This window comes from Microbispora amethystogenes, from assembly GCF_016863015.1.
Classification (GTDB): domain Bacteria; phylum Actinomycetota; class Actinomycetes; order Streptosporangiales; family Streptosporangiaceae; genus Microbispora; species Microbispora amethystogenes.
In genome coordinates this window covers 35,603-51,094 of the sequence record NZ_BOOB01000016.1, presented here as the reverse complement: position 1 = coordinate 51,094, position 15,492 = coordinate 35,603, and the positions used below count along the sequence as shown (strand labels likewise).

At 73.4% G+C, this 15,492-nt stretch carries 14 protein-coding genes and 1 riboswitch; of the genes, 11 read left to right on the top strand and 3 right to left on the bottom strand.

Annotated features, from left to right (window positions below):
* Positions 1–85 precede the first annotated feature (85 nt).
* Positions 86–847: a DUF1707 SHOCT-like domain-containing protein gene (locus Mam01_RS11785; RefSeq protein ID WP_204285408.1), complete on the bottom strand. Its 762-nt coding sequence runs from the start codon at positions 845–847 to the stop codon at positions 86–88.
* A 95-nt stretch (positions 848–942) separates the two neighbouring features.
* On the opposite strand from Mam01_RS11785, the gene Mam01_RS11780 reads away from it, so the two are divergent.
* From Mam01_RS11780 to Mam01_RS11735, 10 genes are all read left to right on the top strand, one after another.
* Positions 943–2,532 (top strand): ankyrin repeat domain-containing protein, encoded by a 1,590-nt coding sequence (locus Mam01_RS11780; RefSeq protein WP_239101233.1) that lies wholly within the window; start codon positions 943–945, stop codon positions 2,530–2,532.
* A gap of 106 nt (positions 2,533–2,638) precedes the next feature.
* The gene (locus Mam01_RS11775) at positions 2,639–4,261 is read left to right on the top strand and encodes an isovaleryl-CoA dehydrogenase (protein WP_204285407.1); all 1,623 of its coding nucleotides are present in this window, start codon (positions 2,639–2,641) and stop codon (positions 4,259–4,261) included.
* A gap of 86 nt (positions 4,262–4,347) precedes the next feature.
* Positions 4,348–4,440: riboswitch (guanidine-I (ykkC/yxkD leader) on the top strand.
* Positions 4,441–4,555: 115 nt separating this feature from the next.
* On the top strand, positions 4,556–5,683 hold the full coding sequence (locus tag Mam01_RS11770) for an agmatinase family protein (RefSeq protein ID WP_150931775.1): 1,128 nt from the start codon (positions 4,556–4,558) through the stop codon (positions 5,681–5,683).
* Entirely contained in the window at positions 5,680–6,684 is a 1,005-nt protein-coding gene (locus Mam01_RS11765) for an ABC transporter substrate-binding protein (protein WP_204285406.1), read from the top strand. Before Mam01_RS11770 ends, Mam01_RS11765 begins: the two co-directional genes overlap by 4 nt.
* Positions 6,681–7,538, top strand: a complete 858-nt coding sequence (locus Mam01_RS11760; protein WP_204285405.1) for an ABC transporter permease — start codon at positions 6,681–6,683, stop codon at positions 7,536–7,538. The genes Mam01_RS11765 and Mam01_RS11760 overlap by 4 nt, the downstream gene beginning before the upstream one ends.
* Positions 7,535–8,335: an ABC transporter ATP-binding protein gene (locus Mam01_RS11755; protein WP_204285404.1), complete on the top strand. Its 801-nt coding sequence runs from the start codon at positions 7,535–7,537 to the stop codon at positions 8,333–8,335. The genes Mam01_RS11760 and Mam01_RS11755 overlap by 4 nt, the downstream gene beginning before the upstream one ends.
* 101 nt (positions 8,336–8,436) lie before the next feature.
* Positions 8,437–8,865, top strand: coding sequence for an OsmC family protein (locus Mam01_RS11750; RefSeq protein WP_150931779.1), 429 nt, complete (start codon positions 8,437–8,439; stop codon positions 8,863–8,865).
* A 116-nt stretch (positions 8,866–8,981) separates the two neighbouring features.
* Positions 8,982–11,129, top strand: coding sequence for a glycogen debranching protein GlgX (glgX, locus tag Mam01_RS11745; protein ID WP_204285403.1), 2,148 nt, complete (start codon positions 8,982–8,984; stop codon positions 11,127–11,129).
* Positions 11,126–12,013 carry an AzlC family ABC transporter permease gene (locus tag Mam01_RS11740; RefSeq protein ID WP_239101232.1) on the top strand — a complete coding sequence of 296 codons (888 nt, stop codon included), beginning with the start codon at positions 11,126–11,128 and terminating at the stop codon, positions 12,011–12,013. The genes glgX and Mam01_RS11740 overlap by 4 nt, the downstream gene beginning before the upstream one ends.
* Positions 12,013–12,321, top strand: a complete 309-nt coding sequence (locus tag Mam01_RS11735; protein WP_204285402.1) for an AzlD domain-containing protein — start codon at positions 12,013–12,015, stop codon at positions 12,319–12,321. Before Mam01_RS11740 ends, Mam01_RS11735 begins: the two co-directional genes overlap by 1 nt.
* A gap of 174 nt (positions 12,322–12,495) precedes the next feature.
* Here Mam01_RS11735 and Mam01_RS11730 read toward each other — a convergent pair whose 3' ends face one another.
* The gene (locus Mam01_RS11730; protein ID WP_239101231.1) at positions 12,496–13,617 is read right to left on the bottom strand and encodes an ATP-dependent DNA ligase; all 1,122 of its coding nucleotides are present in this window, start codon (positions 13,615–13,617) and stop codon (positions 12,496–12,498) included.
* Positions 13,601–14,347 (bottom strand): pyrimidine reductase family protein, encoded by a 747-nt coding sequence (locus Mam01_RS11725; RefSeq protein WP_307819975.1) that lies wholly within the window; start codon positions 14,345–14,347, stop codon positions 13,601–13,603. The genes Mam01_RS11730 and Mam01_RS11725 overlap by 17 nt, the downstream gene beginning before the upstream one ends.
* A 156-nt stretch (positions 14,348–14,503) precedes the next feature.
* Here Mam01_RS11725 and Mam01_RS11720 point away from each other — a divergent pair, with 156 nt between their 5' ends.
* The gene (locus Mam01_RS11720; RefSeq protein WP_204285400.1) at positions 14,504–15,415 is read left to right on the top strand and encodes a class II glutamine amidotransferase; all 912 of its coding nucleotides are present in this window, start codon (positions 14,504–14,506) and stop codon (positions 15,413–15,415) included.
* Positions 15,416–15,492 lie beyond the last annotated feature (77 nt).

Genomic DNA, 15,492 nt, shown 5'->3' with positions numbered 1-15,492 from the left:
GTGCGGTCCTCGGTGGACGGTCACCGATGACTACGCCCTGGGCGCGCCGCGCCGTTGCCTCGGACGGCGATCCGGTTCCCCCGCCTCAGTCGCGCCGGCGGTCGCGGAGCCGGGGCGGGCGGGGCGGGCGGAACCCGTGCATGCCGTGCATCCTGTGAATGTCGTGCAGGCCGTACCGGCCGTGCTCGTCGAACGCGTCCCCCTCGGTGAGGGAGGCGCGGCGCTCCTGCCACCACTCGCTCCAGGCGTGCCAGCCGCGTTTGATCGGCTGCGCCCGGGAGTCTCCGATGATCTTCACGTCGCCCAGCAGGACGTACGCCCGGACCCTGACGACGGGGGCGGCCTGCCCAGCGGGAGCCTCGATCACCTGGACCTTCTTGTCGCCGAGGACGGCGATGCCGGAGAGCTCCACGTCGACGCCGTCCGGCACGATGATCTTCAGGTCGCCGAGGACGCAGGTGGCGACGACGTCCACCTCACGCCCGCGCACCTCGGCCTCCCGCAGGTCGAGGGTCACGTCGCCCAGCACGCTGACCGCGCCGATGCCGTCGTCGATCCGCCACGAGCCGCTTCTCTTGGTGTCGCCCAGCACCGCCACGATCCACTTGCGCATCCTGCCCTGCGGAGCGGCCGGAGCCGCGGGCGCCGGGGCCGCGGCCGGGGCGCCGCCCGGCAGGTCGGCGGTGATCTGGGCGAGCTCGCCGTGCGTCTGGGCCAGATAGGCGGCCTCGGTGCGCTCGGTCAGCTCGGCCAGCGTCAGCCGCCCCTCGGCGGAGGCCACTCGAAGCTGCTCCACCACTGACTCGCGCTCGGCGTCGGACGCCCGCATGCCACCCGGATCGTTCACGCCCTCCACCGTAACCCCCACCGGCCCCCCTCCCCATCCTCCCTGGGGACGATCCCTGCGGGGTCCTCCAGAAGGGGCTGTGTGAGCATGGAGACGTGACCCGCAGCAGGTTGTTGGAGGCGATCGCGGAGGGGGACGCCGCGCGGGTGGCGGAGCTGCTGCACCCGGAGGCCGTCGTGTCCCCCGCTGTGTCTCCCGCCGTGTCCCCCACCGTGTCTCCCACCGTGTCCCCCGCTGTGGCCGCCGCTGTCGACCCCGCCCAGGGGACGACGCCGCTCTACCGCGCCTCCGCCGGTGGGCACCACGAGATCGTCCGGCTGCTCCTGGACCACGGCGCGGACCCCGACCGGCCGAGCGGCGGGCCCGAGGAGGGGCTGCCGCTGTGCGCCGCGGCCTGCTGGGACCACGCCGCGACCGTGCAGGCGCTGCTGGACGGGGGCGCCGACCCCGACGCGGCGGAGGAGGGCGGCTGGACGCCCCTGCTCTGGGCGGCGGCCAACGGCAACCTCGAGTCGGCCGACGTGCTGCTCGACGCCGGGGCCGACCCCGACCTGCCCGACGAGGACGGCGACACGCCGCTGACGCTGGCCGCCCTGTTCGGGGCGTACGGGATCGTCTGGTCGCTGCTGGAGCACGGCGCGGACCCGGCCGCGCCCGGCTGGGACGGCGCGACCCCGCTGGAGATCGCCGCCCGGCTGGCGGCGGCCGATCTGGAGACGGTCCTCCGGGACGACGCCGCCGCGCGGCTGGGCCGCGAGCACACGGTCCTGGTGGCGCACTCCGCCGCGCCGGACGGCACTCGACGGGTCACCGTCGAGGCGCGCGCCGAGGACGCCCGCACCGGTGCCTACTCCGGCGTCTATACGGTGGCCCGCCAGTACGGGCACGCCGCCGCCACCACGGTCCTGGAGGCGGCGCTCGGCCTCCGGCCGCCGCCCGAGGCGCTGCTCCGCCGCGTCCTGCCCTACCGCGACCTCGACGAGGACGACGAGACGTGGTGGGCGGCCGTCCACGCGCTGCGGGGGCGCCACGACGAGGAGACGTTCCGGGCGGTGACGCGGCTGTGCGAGAGCGACGACCCGGCGTGGCGGGAGTTCGGCGTCGACGTCCTCGCCCAGCCCGGCCCCGACACCGCCCAGCACACCGGCCAGCACACCGGACACGACGAACGGCAGGACGAGGTCCTCGGCATCCTGCGCGACCTGGCCCGCCGCGAGACCGAGCCCGCGGTGGTCGAGGCGCTGCTCGCCGCGTTCGGCCACCGGGCCGACGAGCGGGCCCTCCCCGAGGTGCTGGCGATCGTCGGCGGCCCGGGGCGGCAGCCCACCGTCAACGACGCGGTCGCGCTCGCCGCGGTCCTGCCGCCCGGCGACGAGGACGGCCTCACCGCCCTGATCCGGCTGACGGAGTGCGGAGACGACGAGGTGCGCGACTGGGCGACCATGGGCCTCGCCGGCCTGCCGGCCGACACCGCCCGGATCAGGGAGGCGCTGGCCGCCCGGCTGACCGACCACGACATCACGACCGTGGCCGAGGCGGCCCGCGGCCTCGCGGCGCGCGGCGACAGGCGGGCGTTCGACGGGGTCCACCGGGTGCTGTGCGAGGCGGGCGCCGGCCAGGGCTACGCCCGTGACCTCGCGCTCGAGGCCGCCCAGGAGCTGGGCCTGGACATCTCCGGCGCCTGAGCGCGGCGGCGGGTGTTTGTCCCGGCGTGCCCGGGTGCTGAGATGGAGGTCCGGCCTCGCCCCGGTTCCCGGCGCCGAGGACCCGGCATCACCCGAGGAGGACCCTGTGAACCGCGACGCGACTCACGACGTGACCAACCAGCCGCCCCCGCTGACCGGGCACGACGTCTCGGCCGACCAGGCGCTGCTGGAGGGGCTCGCCAGGGAGGGGGCGGACTGGGCGACCGGGGAGCTGCGCCGGCTCGGCCTGCTGGCCGGTTCCGAGAAGGCGCAGGAGTGGGGGCGGCTGGCCAACGAGTACCCGCCCGTCCTGCGCACCCACGACCGGTACGGCAACCGGATCGACGAGGTCGAGTTCCACCCCGCCTGGCACGAGCTGATGTCGGTCGCGGTCGGCAACGGGCTGCACGCCTCCCCCTGGACCTCGGCCCGGCCGGGGGCGCACGTCGCCAGGGCCGCCAAGTTCTTCGTCTGGTCCCAGGTGGAGGCCGGGCACGGCTGCCCCATCTCCATGACGTACGCCGCCGTGGCCGCGCTGCGGCACTCGCCGTCGCTGCGGGCGGAGTGGGAGCCCCTGCTGGCCTCCCGCACGTACGACTTCGGGCTGCGCCCGCCGCTGGAGAAGCGGGGGGTGCTGGCGGGGATGGCCATGACCGAGAAGCAGGGCGGCTCCGACGTGCGGGCCGGAACCACCCGGGCCGAACCCCTGGGCGACGGGAGTTTCGCCCTGACCGGGCACAAGTGGTTCAACTCCGCCCCGATGTGCGACGCGTTCCTGGTGCTGGCCCAGGCCCCGCGCGGGCTGTCGTGCTTCCTGCTCCCCCGCGTGCTGCCCGACGGCACCCGCAACGCGATGCGCCTGATGCGGCTGAAGGACAAGCTCGGCAACCGGTCCAACGCCTCCGCGGAGGTCGAGTACGACGGCGCGACGGCCTTCCTCGTCGGCGAGGAGGGCAGGGGCGTCCGGACGATCATCGAGATGGTCAACATGACCAGGCTCGACTGCGTGATCGGCTCGGCCGCCGGCATGCGGCAGGGCCTGACGCAGGCCCTGCACCACGCCCGCCACCGGAGCGCGTTCGGCCGGCCGCTGGCCGACCAGCCGCTGATGCGCGCCGTGCTCGCCGACCTCGCGCTGGAGTCCGAGGCGGCGACCACGCTGATGACCCGCCTGGCCGGGGCGACCGACCGGGCGGTGGCGGGCGACGCCGCCGAGGGCCTGTTCCGCCGGGCCGCCCTCGCCTCCGCCAAGTACTGGATCTGCAAGCGGGCGCCGGTCCACGCCGCCGAGGCGCTGGAGTGCCTGGGCGGCAACGGGTACGTCGAGGAGTCGCAGCTGCCCCGGCTGTTCCGGGAGTCACCGCTGAACGGCATCTGGGAGGGCTCGGGCAACGTGGCCGCCCTCGACCTGATGCGGGTGCTCGCCCGGGAGCCGGAGGCGGTCGAGGCGTTCTTCGCCGAGGTCGCCCGCGCCGGGGACCGCCGCGTCGACGACGCCGCCGAACGGGTGCTGAAGACGCTCGCCTCCGCCGGGGAGGCCGACGCCCGCCGGGTGGCCGAGGAGATGACGCTGGTCCTGCAGGCGTCCCTGCTCGTGCGGCACGCCCCGGCGCCGGTGGCCGACGCGTTCTGCGCCTCCCGCCTCGGCGGGGACTGGGGCCGCGCCTTCGGCACGCTCCCGCCCGGCCTCGACCTGGAGCCGATCCTGGACCGCGCGGCGCCCGCGTGAGCAGGGGGTCACGGGACGGCTACGAAACGGAAATCCGGCGGAAACAGGCCGCCGCTGTCATGAAGGGGACTCACCGGCTCACGCCGGTGAGGCGCACCTAGGGTTCCGTTCGGCTGGTCCGAGAGGTGCAGGCGGCTCGGCGCGGAGCCGTTCCACGGCGGGACAAAAGCCCGGGAGGCTGCGACTTCGGCGTCTCCCCGGTCAGCGGCGCGGCCGGGACCGGGGAGACGCCGCGGGTCGCGAAGCCCGCCGCCCGCCGGGCGGCGGTGGACCAGCCGTCCCCCGAGGAGTGCCGTGGGCCACCTCCATTCCCACTACGGTCCCGAAGCCCGCAACGCCGTCGAGCGTGAGGCCGAGATCCCCACCACCATGCACGAGCGGGAGATCGCCCGCGGGCTCGAACTCGGCCTGCAGGGCGCCGACTCGATCGTCGACCGCACCATCCCCACCTTCTCCCGGGGCGAACTGCCGCACTTCGCCGGGATCAACACCTTCCTCAAGGCGCCGTACGTCGAGGACGTGCGGCGCTGCGGGGAGTACGACGTGGCGGTGCTCGGCGCGCCCTTCGACGGGGGCACCACCTACCGCTCGGGCACCCGCTTCGGGCCGCAGGGCATCCGCAAGATCTCCGCGCTGTACGGCCCGTACAGCTTCGAGCTCGGCGTCGACCTCCGCGAGTCGATCACGATCTGCGACCTGGGCGACATCTTCACGATCCCGGGCAACATCGAGAAGACCTTCGACCAGATCAGCAAGGGCGTCGCGCACGTCTTCGAGAGCGGCGCCTTCCCGGTGATCCTCGGCGGGGACCACTCGATCGGCTACCCGACCGTGCGCGGGGTGGCCGAACACGTGCGGGGAAACGTCGGCATCATCCACTTCGACCGCCACGTCGACACCCAGGAGACCGACCTCGACGAGCGGATGCACACCACCCCCTGGTTCCACGCCACCGACATTCCGAACGTGCCGCCGAAGAACCTCGTGCAGATCGGCATCGGCGGCTGGCAGGCGCCCCGCCCCGGCGTGAAGGTGGGCCGCGAGCGGGGCACCACGATCATGACGGTGACCGACTGCGTCGAGATGGGCATCGAGGCCGCCGCCGAGCGGGCCCTGGAGGTCGCCTGGGACGGCGCGGAGGCCGTCTGGCTGTCCTTCGACGTCGACTGCCTCGACGCGGCCTTCGTGCCCGGAACGGGCTGGCCCGAGCCCGGCGGGTTCCTCCCCCGCGAGGTGCTCAAGTTCATCCAGCTCATCGCCGACGCCCGGCCGCTCGCCGGGATCGAGGTGGTGGAGTGCTCGCCGCCGTACGACAACGCCGAGATCACCTCGCTCATCGCCACCCGGGTCATCTGCGACACCCTCGGGTGCCTGGTGCGCTCGGGACACCTGCCGAAGAGGAAGAAGGAGGCGGTCCGATGACGCGCCGACACCTCGCCGCCGTACCGTCCCTGTCCCTGGCCCTGCTCCTGGCCCTGCTCCTGCTCGCGGGCTGCGCCTCACCCGGGGAAAAGCAGGCCGCCGCCCCGGCCGGTTCGACGATCACCCTGGGCTTCAGCGCCTGGCCGGGTTGGTTCCCCTGGCAGGTCGCCGGGGAGCAGGGCCTGTTCCGCAAGAACGGCGTGGACGTCGAGCTCAAGTATTTCGACAGCTACACCGACTCGCTCAACGCGCTGGCCACGGGGACGATCGACGCCAACAGCCAGACGCTCAACGACACGCTGGCGTCCGTGGCCGGCGGGGCGAAGCAGAGCGTCGTGCTGGTCAACGACAACTCCAGCGGCAACGACCAGATCATCGCCGGGCCGGGCATCTCGTCGCCGGCCGAGCTGAAGGGCCGGACCGTCGCCGCCGAGCAGGGCACCGTCGATCACTACCTGCTCCTGCTCGCGCTGCGGAAGGCCGGTCTCACCGAGGCGGACGTGCAGTTCCGGCCCATGCCGACCGACGCCGCCGCCGCGGCCTTCGTCGCCGGGCAGGTCGACGCCGTCGGCGTCTTCGCCCCCTTCACCACGACCGCGCTCAAGCGGAAGGGCAGCCGTGCCATCGCGACGTCGGCCGACTTTCCCGGGGCGATCCCCGACCACCTGGTGGTGACCCGTGACCTCGTCTCCCGCGACCCGAAGGCCGTGCAGGGGCTCGTGTCGGCCTGGTTCGACGCGCTCACCTGGATCGGCGAGCACCGGCCGGAGGCCCTGCAGATCATGGCGAAGCGGGCGGGGGTGAGCGTGTCCGACTACGAGTCGTACGACAAGGGCACGACGATCTTCACGCTGGAGCGCAACCGGACCGCGTTCTCCGGCGAGCTGGACGGCCGCGCCAAGGAGATCGCTGACTTCCTGGTCTCGTCGAAGCTGGTGGACAGGGCCCCTCCGCTGGAGGGACTGTTCGCGCCCCAGTTCGTCCGCGCGGTGCAGCCGTGACCGCGGCCGAAGCGATGCCGAGACAGGACATCGAGAGGGCCCCGGCGGCGGAAGGGCCCGCGCCGCGCCGGACGCGCACGACCAGGCCGCTCACGAGGTCGGTCTCCGCGCGTACGGCGTGGCTGCTGCGGTGCCTGTCGATCCTCGTGCCGCTGGCGGCCTGGCAGGCGGTCAGCGCGAGCGGACGGGTGGACCCCGCGTTCCTGCCGTCCCCGTCGGCGGTCTGGGCGGCCGGCCTGGACATGGCGGCCGGGGGCGAGCTGGCCGCCGACCTCGCGGCGAGCCTCGGCCGGATCGCGGCGGGCTTCGGCCTGGCCGTCCTGATCTCGGTGCCGCTGGGGTTCGCGATGGGGACGCTCGGCTGGGCGCAGCCGCTGCTCGAACCGGCCGTCGGCATCCTGCGCTACCTGCCCGCGTCGGCCTTCATCCCGCTGCTGATCATCTGGCTGGGCATCGGCGAGGCGTCGAAGGTGGCGCTGCTCGTCCTCGGTGTGGTGTTCTTCAACACGCTCATGACCGCCGACGCCGTACGGCAGGTGCCGCGCCGGCTGCTGGAGGTGTCGGCGACCCTCGGAGCGTCCCGGCCGCGGGTGGCCGCCCGGGTGGTGTTCCCGTACGCGCTGCCGGGGATCATCGACGCGATGCGGGTCAACGCCGCGGCGGCGTGGAACTTCGTGGTCGTCGCCGAACTGGTCGCGGCCACCTCGGGCCTCGGCTACCGGATCACCCGGGCCCAGCGGTTCCTGCAGACCGACCGCATCTTCGCGATCCTCGTGGTCATCGGGCTGATCGGCCTGGCCATCGACGTCGCGCTGCGCCTGCTGCGCGCCCGGGTGGGGAGGTGGGCCCGATGAGTGGTCTCAGGCTGGAGGGCGTGCGCAAGGAGTTCGTCCCGGGCCGGCCGGTGCTCCAGGACGTGGACCTGTCCGTGGCGTCGGGCGACTTCGTCTGCGTGGTGGGGGCGAGCGGCTCGGGCAAGTCGACCCTGCTGGGGATGGTCGCGGGCCTCGTGCCGCCCACGGCCGGCCGCGTGCTGCTGGACGGCCGGGAGGTCTCGGGCCCCGGCCCGGACCGCGGGCTGGTGTTCCAGACCGCCTCGCTGTATCCGTGGCGGACCGTGGCCCAGAACGTCGCGTTCGGCCTGGAGGCGCTCGGCCTGCCGCGCGCCGCCCGGCGCGAGCGGGTGCGGTGGCTGCTCGACGAGGTGGGCCTCGGCCACCTGGCCGGGGCCCTGCCGGGCCGTCTGTCGGGCGGGCAGCAGCAGCGGGTGGCGATCGCCCGCGCCCTGGCCTGCGCGCCGCGCGTGCTGCTGCTCGACGAGCCGTTCGGCGCGCTCGACGTGCAGACCAAGGAGGACATGCAGCTGTTCGTACGGCAGGTCTGGCAGGACGTGACGCCGACCGGGGAACGCCCGACCGTCGTCATGGTGACCCACGACACGGAGGAGGCCGTGTTCCTCGCCCGCCGGGTCGTCGTGCTGTCGAGCGATCCCGGCCGGATCAGCCAGGAGATCGTCATCGACCTGCCGGGACCACGCCCGCTGGAGATCAGGCGCTCCGCGGAGTTCCTGCGGATCAGGGCCGAGGTCGAGGACCTGGTCCGGGCCGAGCACCGGGCCCACCAGGCGCGGCTCGCCGCCGCGCCGACGTGATGGAGCCGGCGTGATGGGGAGGGTCGCGGGACGATCGGCGGCGCGGGTGGCGTTAAGGTCGCTGCTGATGGATTAAGACTCGCTAGTGAAGGGATGTCGCCATGGCGACCACTCGTACCGCGACGACGCAGTGGAAGGGCGCCCTGCTCGACGGTTCGGGCACCGTCTCGCTCGACACCTCCGGTGTCGGCACCTTCGACGTCTCCTGGCCCTCCCGGGCCGAGCAGGCGAACGGCAAGACGAGCCCGGAGGAGCTCATCGCGGCCGCCCACTCCTCCTGCTTCTCGATGGCCCTGTCCCACGGCCTGGCCCAGGCGGGCACCCCGCCGCAGTCGGTCGAGACCCGGGCCGACGTGACCTTCCAGCCCGGAGAGGGCATCACCGGCATCGTGCTCTCCGTACGGGCCCAGGTGCCCGGCCTGTCGGCCGAGGACTTCCAGCAGGCGGCCGAGACCGCGAAGGCGAACTGCCCGGTGAGCAAGGCGCTGGCCGGCACGACGATCACCCTGAACGCCGAACTCGTCGGCTGAACCACCAGCGGGGCCCCCGCCGGACCGGTCCGGCGGGGGCCTCCGCGTGCGCGGACCGGGAGCAGGGGTACCGCCCCAGGTGCACGAATCGTCCCGGCAGTGGAGAATGAGGTTACATGCGCGAGGTTTGGCCTGGAGAGCCGTACCCGCTCGGCGCCACCTGGGACGGCGTGGGCACCAATTTCTCGGTGTTCTCGGAGGTGGCCGAGCGGGTCGAGTTGTGCCTGTTCGACGACGACGGCGCGGAGACCCGCGTCGACCTGCCCGAGGTCGACGGCTTCGTCTGGCACGGCTACCTGCCGGGGATCATGCCCGGCCAGCGGTACGGCCTCCGCGTGCACGGCCCCTACCGGCCCGACCACGGCCACCGGTGCAACCCGGCCAAGCTGCTGCTCGATCCGTACGCGAAGGCGATCGAGGGCTCGGTGCGGTGGAACGAGTCGCTGTTCTCCTACCGCTTCGCCGACCCCGCACAGCTGAACGTCGAGGACTCCGGGCCGCACATGCCGAAGAACGTGGTGGTCAACCCGTTCTTCGAGTGGGGCAACGACCGGCCGCCCCGCACGCCGTACCACGAGACGGTGATCTACGAGGCGCACGTGCGCGGGCTCACCATGCGCCACCCCGCCGTGCCGGAGGAGCAGCGGGGCACCTACGCCGGTCTCGCGCACCCGGCCGTGATCGACCATCTGCGGTCGCTCGGCGTGACGGCGGTCGAGCTCATGCCCGTCCACCAGTTCGTACCGGAGCACTTCCTGGTCGCCCGGGGGCTGACCAACTACTGGGGCTACAACACGATCGCCTACCTCGCGCCGCACAACGCGTACTCCTCCGCGGGGCAGCGCGGCCAGCAGGTCCAGGAGTTCAAGGCGATGGTCCGGGCCCTGCACGACGCGGGGATCGAGGTGATCCTCGACGTGGTCTACAACCACACGGCCGAGGGCGACCACATGGGCCCCACGCTCGGGTTCCGGGGCATCGACAACAACGCCTACTACCGGCTGCGCGAGGAGGACCGCCGCTACTACATCGACTACACCGGATGCGGCAACTCGCTGAACGTCCGCTCGCCGCACGCGCTCCAGCTGATCATGGATTCGCTGCGTTACTGGGTGCTCGACATGCACGTGGACGGCTTCCGCTTCGACCTCGCCGCCGCGCTGGCCCGCGAACTGCACGACGTCGACCGGCTGAGCGCGTTCTTCGACCTCATCCAGCAGGACCCGGTGATCTCCCAGGTCAAGCTGATCGCCGAGCCGTGGGACGTCGGTCCCGGCGGCTACCAGGTCGGCAACTTCCCGCCCCTGTGGACCGAGTGGAACGGCAAGTACCGCGACTCCGTGCGGGACTTCTGGCGGGGCGACTCCCGGACGCTGCCCGAGTTCGCCTCGCGCCTCGCCGGGTCGAGCGACCTGTACGCGACCAGCGGCCGCCGCCCGGTGGCCTCGATCAACTTCGTCACCGCCCACGACGGGTTCACGCTCAACGACCTGGTGTCGTACGACCACAAGCACAACGAGGCCAACGGCGAGGGCAACCGCGACGGCACGGACGACAACCGGTCGTGGAACTGCGGCGCCGAGGGGCCGGTCGACGACCCGGCGATCAACCGGCTGCGGCGGCGCCAGCGGCGCAACCTCCTCACCACCCTGTTCGTGTCGCAGGGCGTGCCGATGCTGCTGGCGGGCGACGAGTTCGGCCGCACCCAGCAGGGCAACAACAACGCCTACTGCCAGGACAACGAGACGTCCTGGATCGACTGGTCCCAGGTCGGCAGGGAACCCGGCCTGCTGGAGTTCGTCCGCCGCCTGGGCGCGTTACGGCGGGCCCACCCCGTCTTCCGGCGCCGCAGGTTCTTCCTGGGCCACTCGGTGGGAGACGACAGCAGGGACATCGTCTGGCTCACGCCGTCGGGCACCGAGATGGCCGACGCCGACTGGCAGACCGGCTACGCCAAGTCGCTCGGCGTCTACGTCAACGGCGACGCGATCAGCGAGCCCGGCTCGCGGGGCGAGCGGATCACGGACGCGACGTTCCTGCTGCTGATCAACGCGCACCACGAGAACCTGACCTTCGCCCTCCCCGGCCCGGAGCTGGGCGCGGCCTGGCGTCCCGTGCTCGACACCGCCGACGAGGACCCGCCGGACGACGCGGAGGCGGCGGAGCCACTGGCCGCCGGGTCCAAGGTCAGCGTCACCGGCCGGTCCATGCGCGTCCTCGTGTGCGCCGGCGGTCCGAGCCGCCCGCTACCCTCGCTCGGGTGACCCCGGCACGACCCACCCCACCACCACCCATCCCGCCACCCGCCCCACCGCACGCCGGCCTGCCGCCGAAGCCACGGGCGGCGGTCGTGCGGGACGCCCTCGGGGTCGGCGCGGCGGTCGGCCTCTCCGGGTTCGCGTTCGGCGTGACGTCGGCGGGGGCCGGGATGACGCTCGCCCAGACCTGCGTGCTGTCGCTGCTGGTCTTCACCGGGGCGTCCCAGTTCGCGCTGGTGGGCGCGCTCGGCGCGGGCGGGGCCCCGCTCGCCGCCGCGGCGGGGGCGCTGCTGCTGGGCGTCCGCAACGCCTTCTACGGGCTGCGTCTGTCGCAGATGCTCGGCCTTCCCGCGGCGGTCCGCCCGCTGGCCGCCCAGTGGGTGATCGACGAGACCTCCGCCGTGGCCCTGGCACAGCCCGACCGGCGTCTCGCCCGGCTCGGCTTCACCGTCACGGGCGTGACGTTGTACGCCGGGTGGAACATCACGACCCTCCTCGGCGCGCTGGGTGCCGAGGCCCTGGGCGACCCGGCGGCCTGGGGACTCGACGTGGCCGGTCCGGCCGTCTTCCTCGCCCTGCTCCTGCCCATGATCCGGGACCGCTCCTCCGCCGCTCCTCCGGCGCGGGCCGGGGCCACCCCGGCTCCGGGCCGGGGTGAGGCGGGCACGGCGACGGCCCGGCCGATCCGGGCCGCGGCCCTCCGGCATGAGGTGGCGGTGGCGGTGCTGGCCGTCCTGCTGGCCCTGGCCTGCGTGCCGTTCCTGCCCGCGGGCGTCCCGGTGCTGGTGGCCGTGCTCGCCGCGCCCGCCGTCCTGGCCGTCGCCGCCCTCCGGTCCCGCTCCGCCGCGCGGCGCGAGCGGACCGCGGCGGAGCGGGCGGAGGAGGCGTGATGGGGGCCTGGATCGCGATCGCGGTCACCGTCGCCGGGTGCTACGCGGTCAAGCTCCTCGGGCTGTCGGTCCCGGCGGCGGTACTGGAACGGCCGCTCGTGCGCAGACTCGCCGCGCTCGTGCCGATCGCGGCACTGGCCGCGCTGATCGCCCTGCAGACCTTCGCCGACGGCCGCACGCTCGTCGTCGACGCCCGGGCGGCCGGCCTCGCCGCGGCGGCCGTCGCGCTGCTGCTGCGCGCGCCCTTCCTGGTGACCGTCGCGGCGGCCGTCGCCGTCACCGCCGCCGTACGCGCCCTGACCGGCTGAGCTGTGCTCAAACGTGCTTTGAACCCGTGCTGACACGTGCTGAACGGTGCTGCCGAGCCCCGCTGACCCTGCCGAACCCCGCTCAAGCTCGCTGGCCTGCCGAACCCCGCTGCGCCCTTGCGGTCTTCGCCGGCCGCCGCCCGACCGCGGCCGGCTTCCGGACGCCGGAGCGGCTCAGCGGGCGAGGATCTCGTCGAGGTCGTAGCTCACCGGGCGTTCGAGCTGGTCGTAGGTGCAGGACTCGGGCGTGCGGTCGGTGCGCCAGCGCCGGAACTGGGCGGTGTGCCGGAACCGGTCGCCCTCCATGTGGTCGTAGGCGACCTCGATCACCCGCTCGGGCCGCAGCGGGATGAACGACAGGTCCTTCTTGGCGTTCCATCGCGAGACGGCGCCCGGCAGGCGCTGGCCCTGCCCCCCACTCTGCCCGCCGCCCTGCGCCACCTCGGCCCAGTGTCCCCAGGGGTGCTCGCCCAGGTCGTCCAGCCGGTACGGCGCGAGCTCCCCGACCAGCTCCTCGCGCCTCTTCATCGGGAAGGAGGCGGCCACCCCCACGTGGTGCAGGCGGCCGTCGGCGGAGTACAGCCCGAGCAGCAGCGACCCGACGACCGGCCCCGACTTGTGCTCGCGGTAGCCCGCGACGACGCAGTCGGCCGTCCGCTCGTGCTTGACCTTGAACATCACCCGCTTGTCCGGCGTGTACGGCTGGTCTCCCGGCTTGACCACGATGCCGTCGAGCCCGGCGCCCTCGAACGCGTCGAACCACTCGGCGGCCCGGCCCTCGTCCCGGGTGACCGGGGTGAGCCGCACCGACCGGCCCGCCCCCGCCAGCGCCTCCTCCAGCCGGGCCCGCCGCTCCGAGAACGGCGCCTCCATCAGGTCCTCCCCGCCGAGGGCGAGCAGGTCGAAGGCGACGAAGGAGGCGGGCGTGCTCTCGGCCAGCAGCCGCACCCGGGACTGCGCCGGGTGGATGCGCTGCTGGAGCGCGTCGAAGTCGAGCGACTGGCCCCTGATGAGCACGATCTCGCCGTCCACCACGCACCGGGGCGGCAGCTCCTTCCTGACGGCCTCGACCAGCTCCGGGAAGTAGCGTGTGAAGGGCCGCTCGTTCCTGCTGCCCAGGAAGACCTCGTCGCCGTCGCGGAAGACGACGCAGCGGAAGCCGTCCCACTTGGGCTCGTAGTAGAGCGTGCCGTCCTGCTCGGGCAGCCTCTTGACGGCCTTGGCGAGCATCGGCGCGACCGGCGGCACCACCGGCAGGTCCAGGTCGGGGATCTGCGGCTCAACCGGCGGCTTCATCATGCGCCTCCCTGAGGTATCGGCAGAAGAGGAAGCCGTCCTCCTCCAGCACCTGGGCGAGGGTCAGCGGCGTGCGCGAGGCGACGCCGTCCAGTATGCGCGCGGCGTCGCCCCCGGCGAGCAGCGGGCTCACCGTCAGCGCCAGCTCGTCGACGAGCCCGGCGGCGGCGAGCTGCGCGTTGATCCGCGGCCCGCCCTCGCACAGGATCCGGCCGAGTCCGAGGCCGCGCAGCTCGTCCACCGCGGTCGCGAGATCGACCCGGTCGTCTCCGGCGACGATCAGGACGGCCTTGTCCGCGGCCTCCTCCCGGCGCTCCTTGGGCGCCGACTCCGTCGTGATCACAATGGTCCGGGCGTACGGCTCGGCCTCGGTGAACAGCGGACCGCCCAGATCGAGGTCGAGCAGGCGGGTGACGACGGCGATCGGCGGCACGGGCGGACGGCCCTCGCGCGGCGCCCGCCACGACTCGCGCGGGCGGGCCGGACGGTAGCCCTCCGTGCGGACGGTGGCGGCGCCGGCGAGCACCACGTCGGCCAGGCCGCGCAGCAGCCCGAAGATCCGTTTGTCGGCCCGGCCGGACAGGCCCTCCGAGTGGCCCTCGACCCAGGCCGCGCCGTCGGCGCTCGCCACCATGTTGAGACGCAGCCAGTGGTCACGCGGGTAGGCGTAGGCCGCGGCGATGTCGGGATCGTCCTCGGCGTGGGGATGGATGCGGCGCACGGTTCCCACACTCGCACACCGCACCGACAACACCGCACCGGCCCGGCCGCGCCACGCGTACGGACCGGCAGCGCGGGAACGGCACATCGGGGGGAGGCGTCGTCGCCGGCGCCGGGCGGGGCCCCGGACGCCGGACGAGCCGATGCGACGGGAGGGACAGGGGACATGTGCCGCTGGCTGGCCTACTCCGGCTCGCCGATCACTATGGACAAACTGCTCTACGAGCCGGAGAACTCACTGATCGACCAGAGTCTCCATTCCAGGTACGGCCAGGAGACGGTGAACGGCGACGGGTTCGGCGTGGGCTACTACAGCGCCGACCACCACAGTGCCGGCCACCACGGGGACGGCCACCACGGGGACGGCCACCACGGGGACGGCCACCACGGGGACGGTGGCGCGGCGCCCGCGGTGTTCAAGGACACCAAGCCCGCGTGGGGCGACCGCAACCTGCGCGAACTCGCCCGCCATGTCCGGTCGCCGCTGTTCATGGCGCACGTGCGGGCGTCCTCCGGAACGGCGATACAGCAGACGAACTGCCATCCGTTCAGGTACGGCCCGTGGCTGTGGATGCACAACGGCGCGATCTCCGAGTTCGGCCGCATGAAACGGGATCTCGTCATGGCCGTCGCCCCGGACCTGTTCGCGTCCATCGAGGGGTCCACGGACTCGGAGGTCATGTTCTTCCTGGCGCTCACGCTGGGGCTGCGGGAGGACCCGCCGGGCGCGGTGGCGCGGATGACCGGTCTCGTGGAGCGGACGGCGCGCGGGCACGGCGTGGAGCACCCGCTCCAGATGTCGCTGGCCACGTCGGACGGCGAGCACGTGTGGTCCTTCCGCTACTCCAGCGACCATCGTTCGCGATCGCTGTTCCACAGCGCGAACACGCAGACTCTCCATCATCTGCATCCGGAGGTGTTCGAGTCCGTGGAGCTCTCGGACGACGCGCGGGTCGTCGTGTCCGAGCCTCTGCGCGACCTGCCGGGTCTGTGGCTGGAGGTTCCGGAGTCGACGTACACGATCGTCAAACCGGATTTCTTCGAGATGCACCCCTTCAACCCGGTGGCACCGGAGTGACGGAGACGCATGTACCGCGGCTTTGACCACCGTCTGCCCGGTCTGTAGCCGCCGGCTGCCAGACTCGTTCGGGGGGC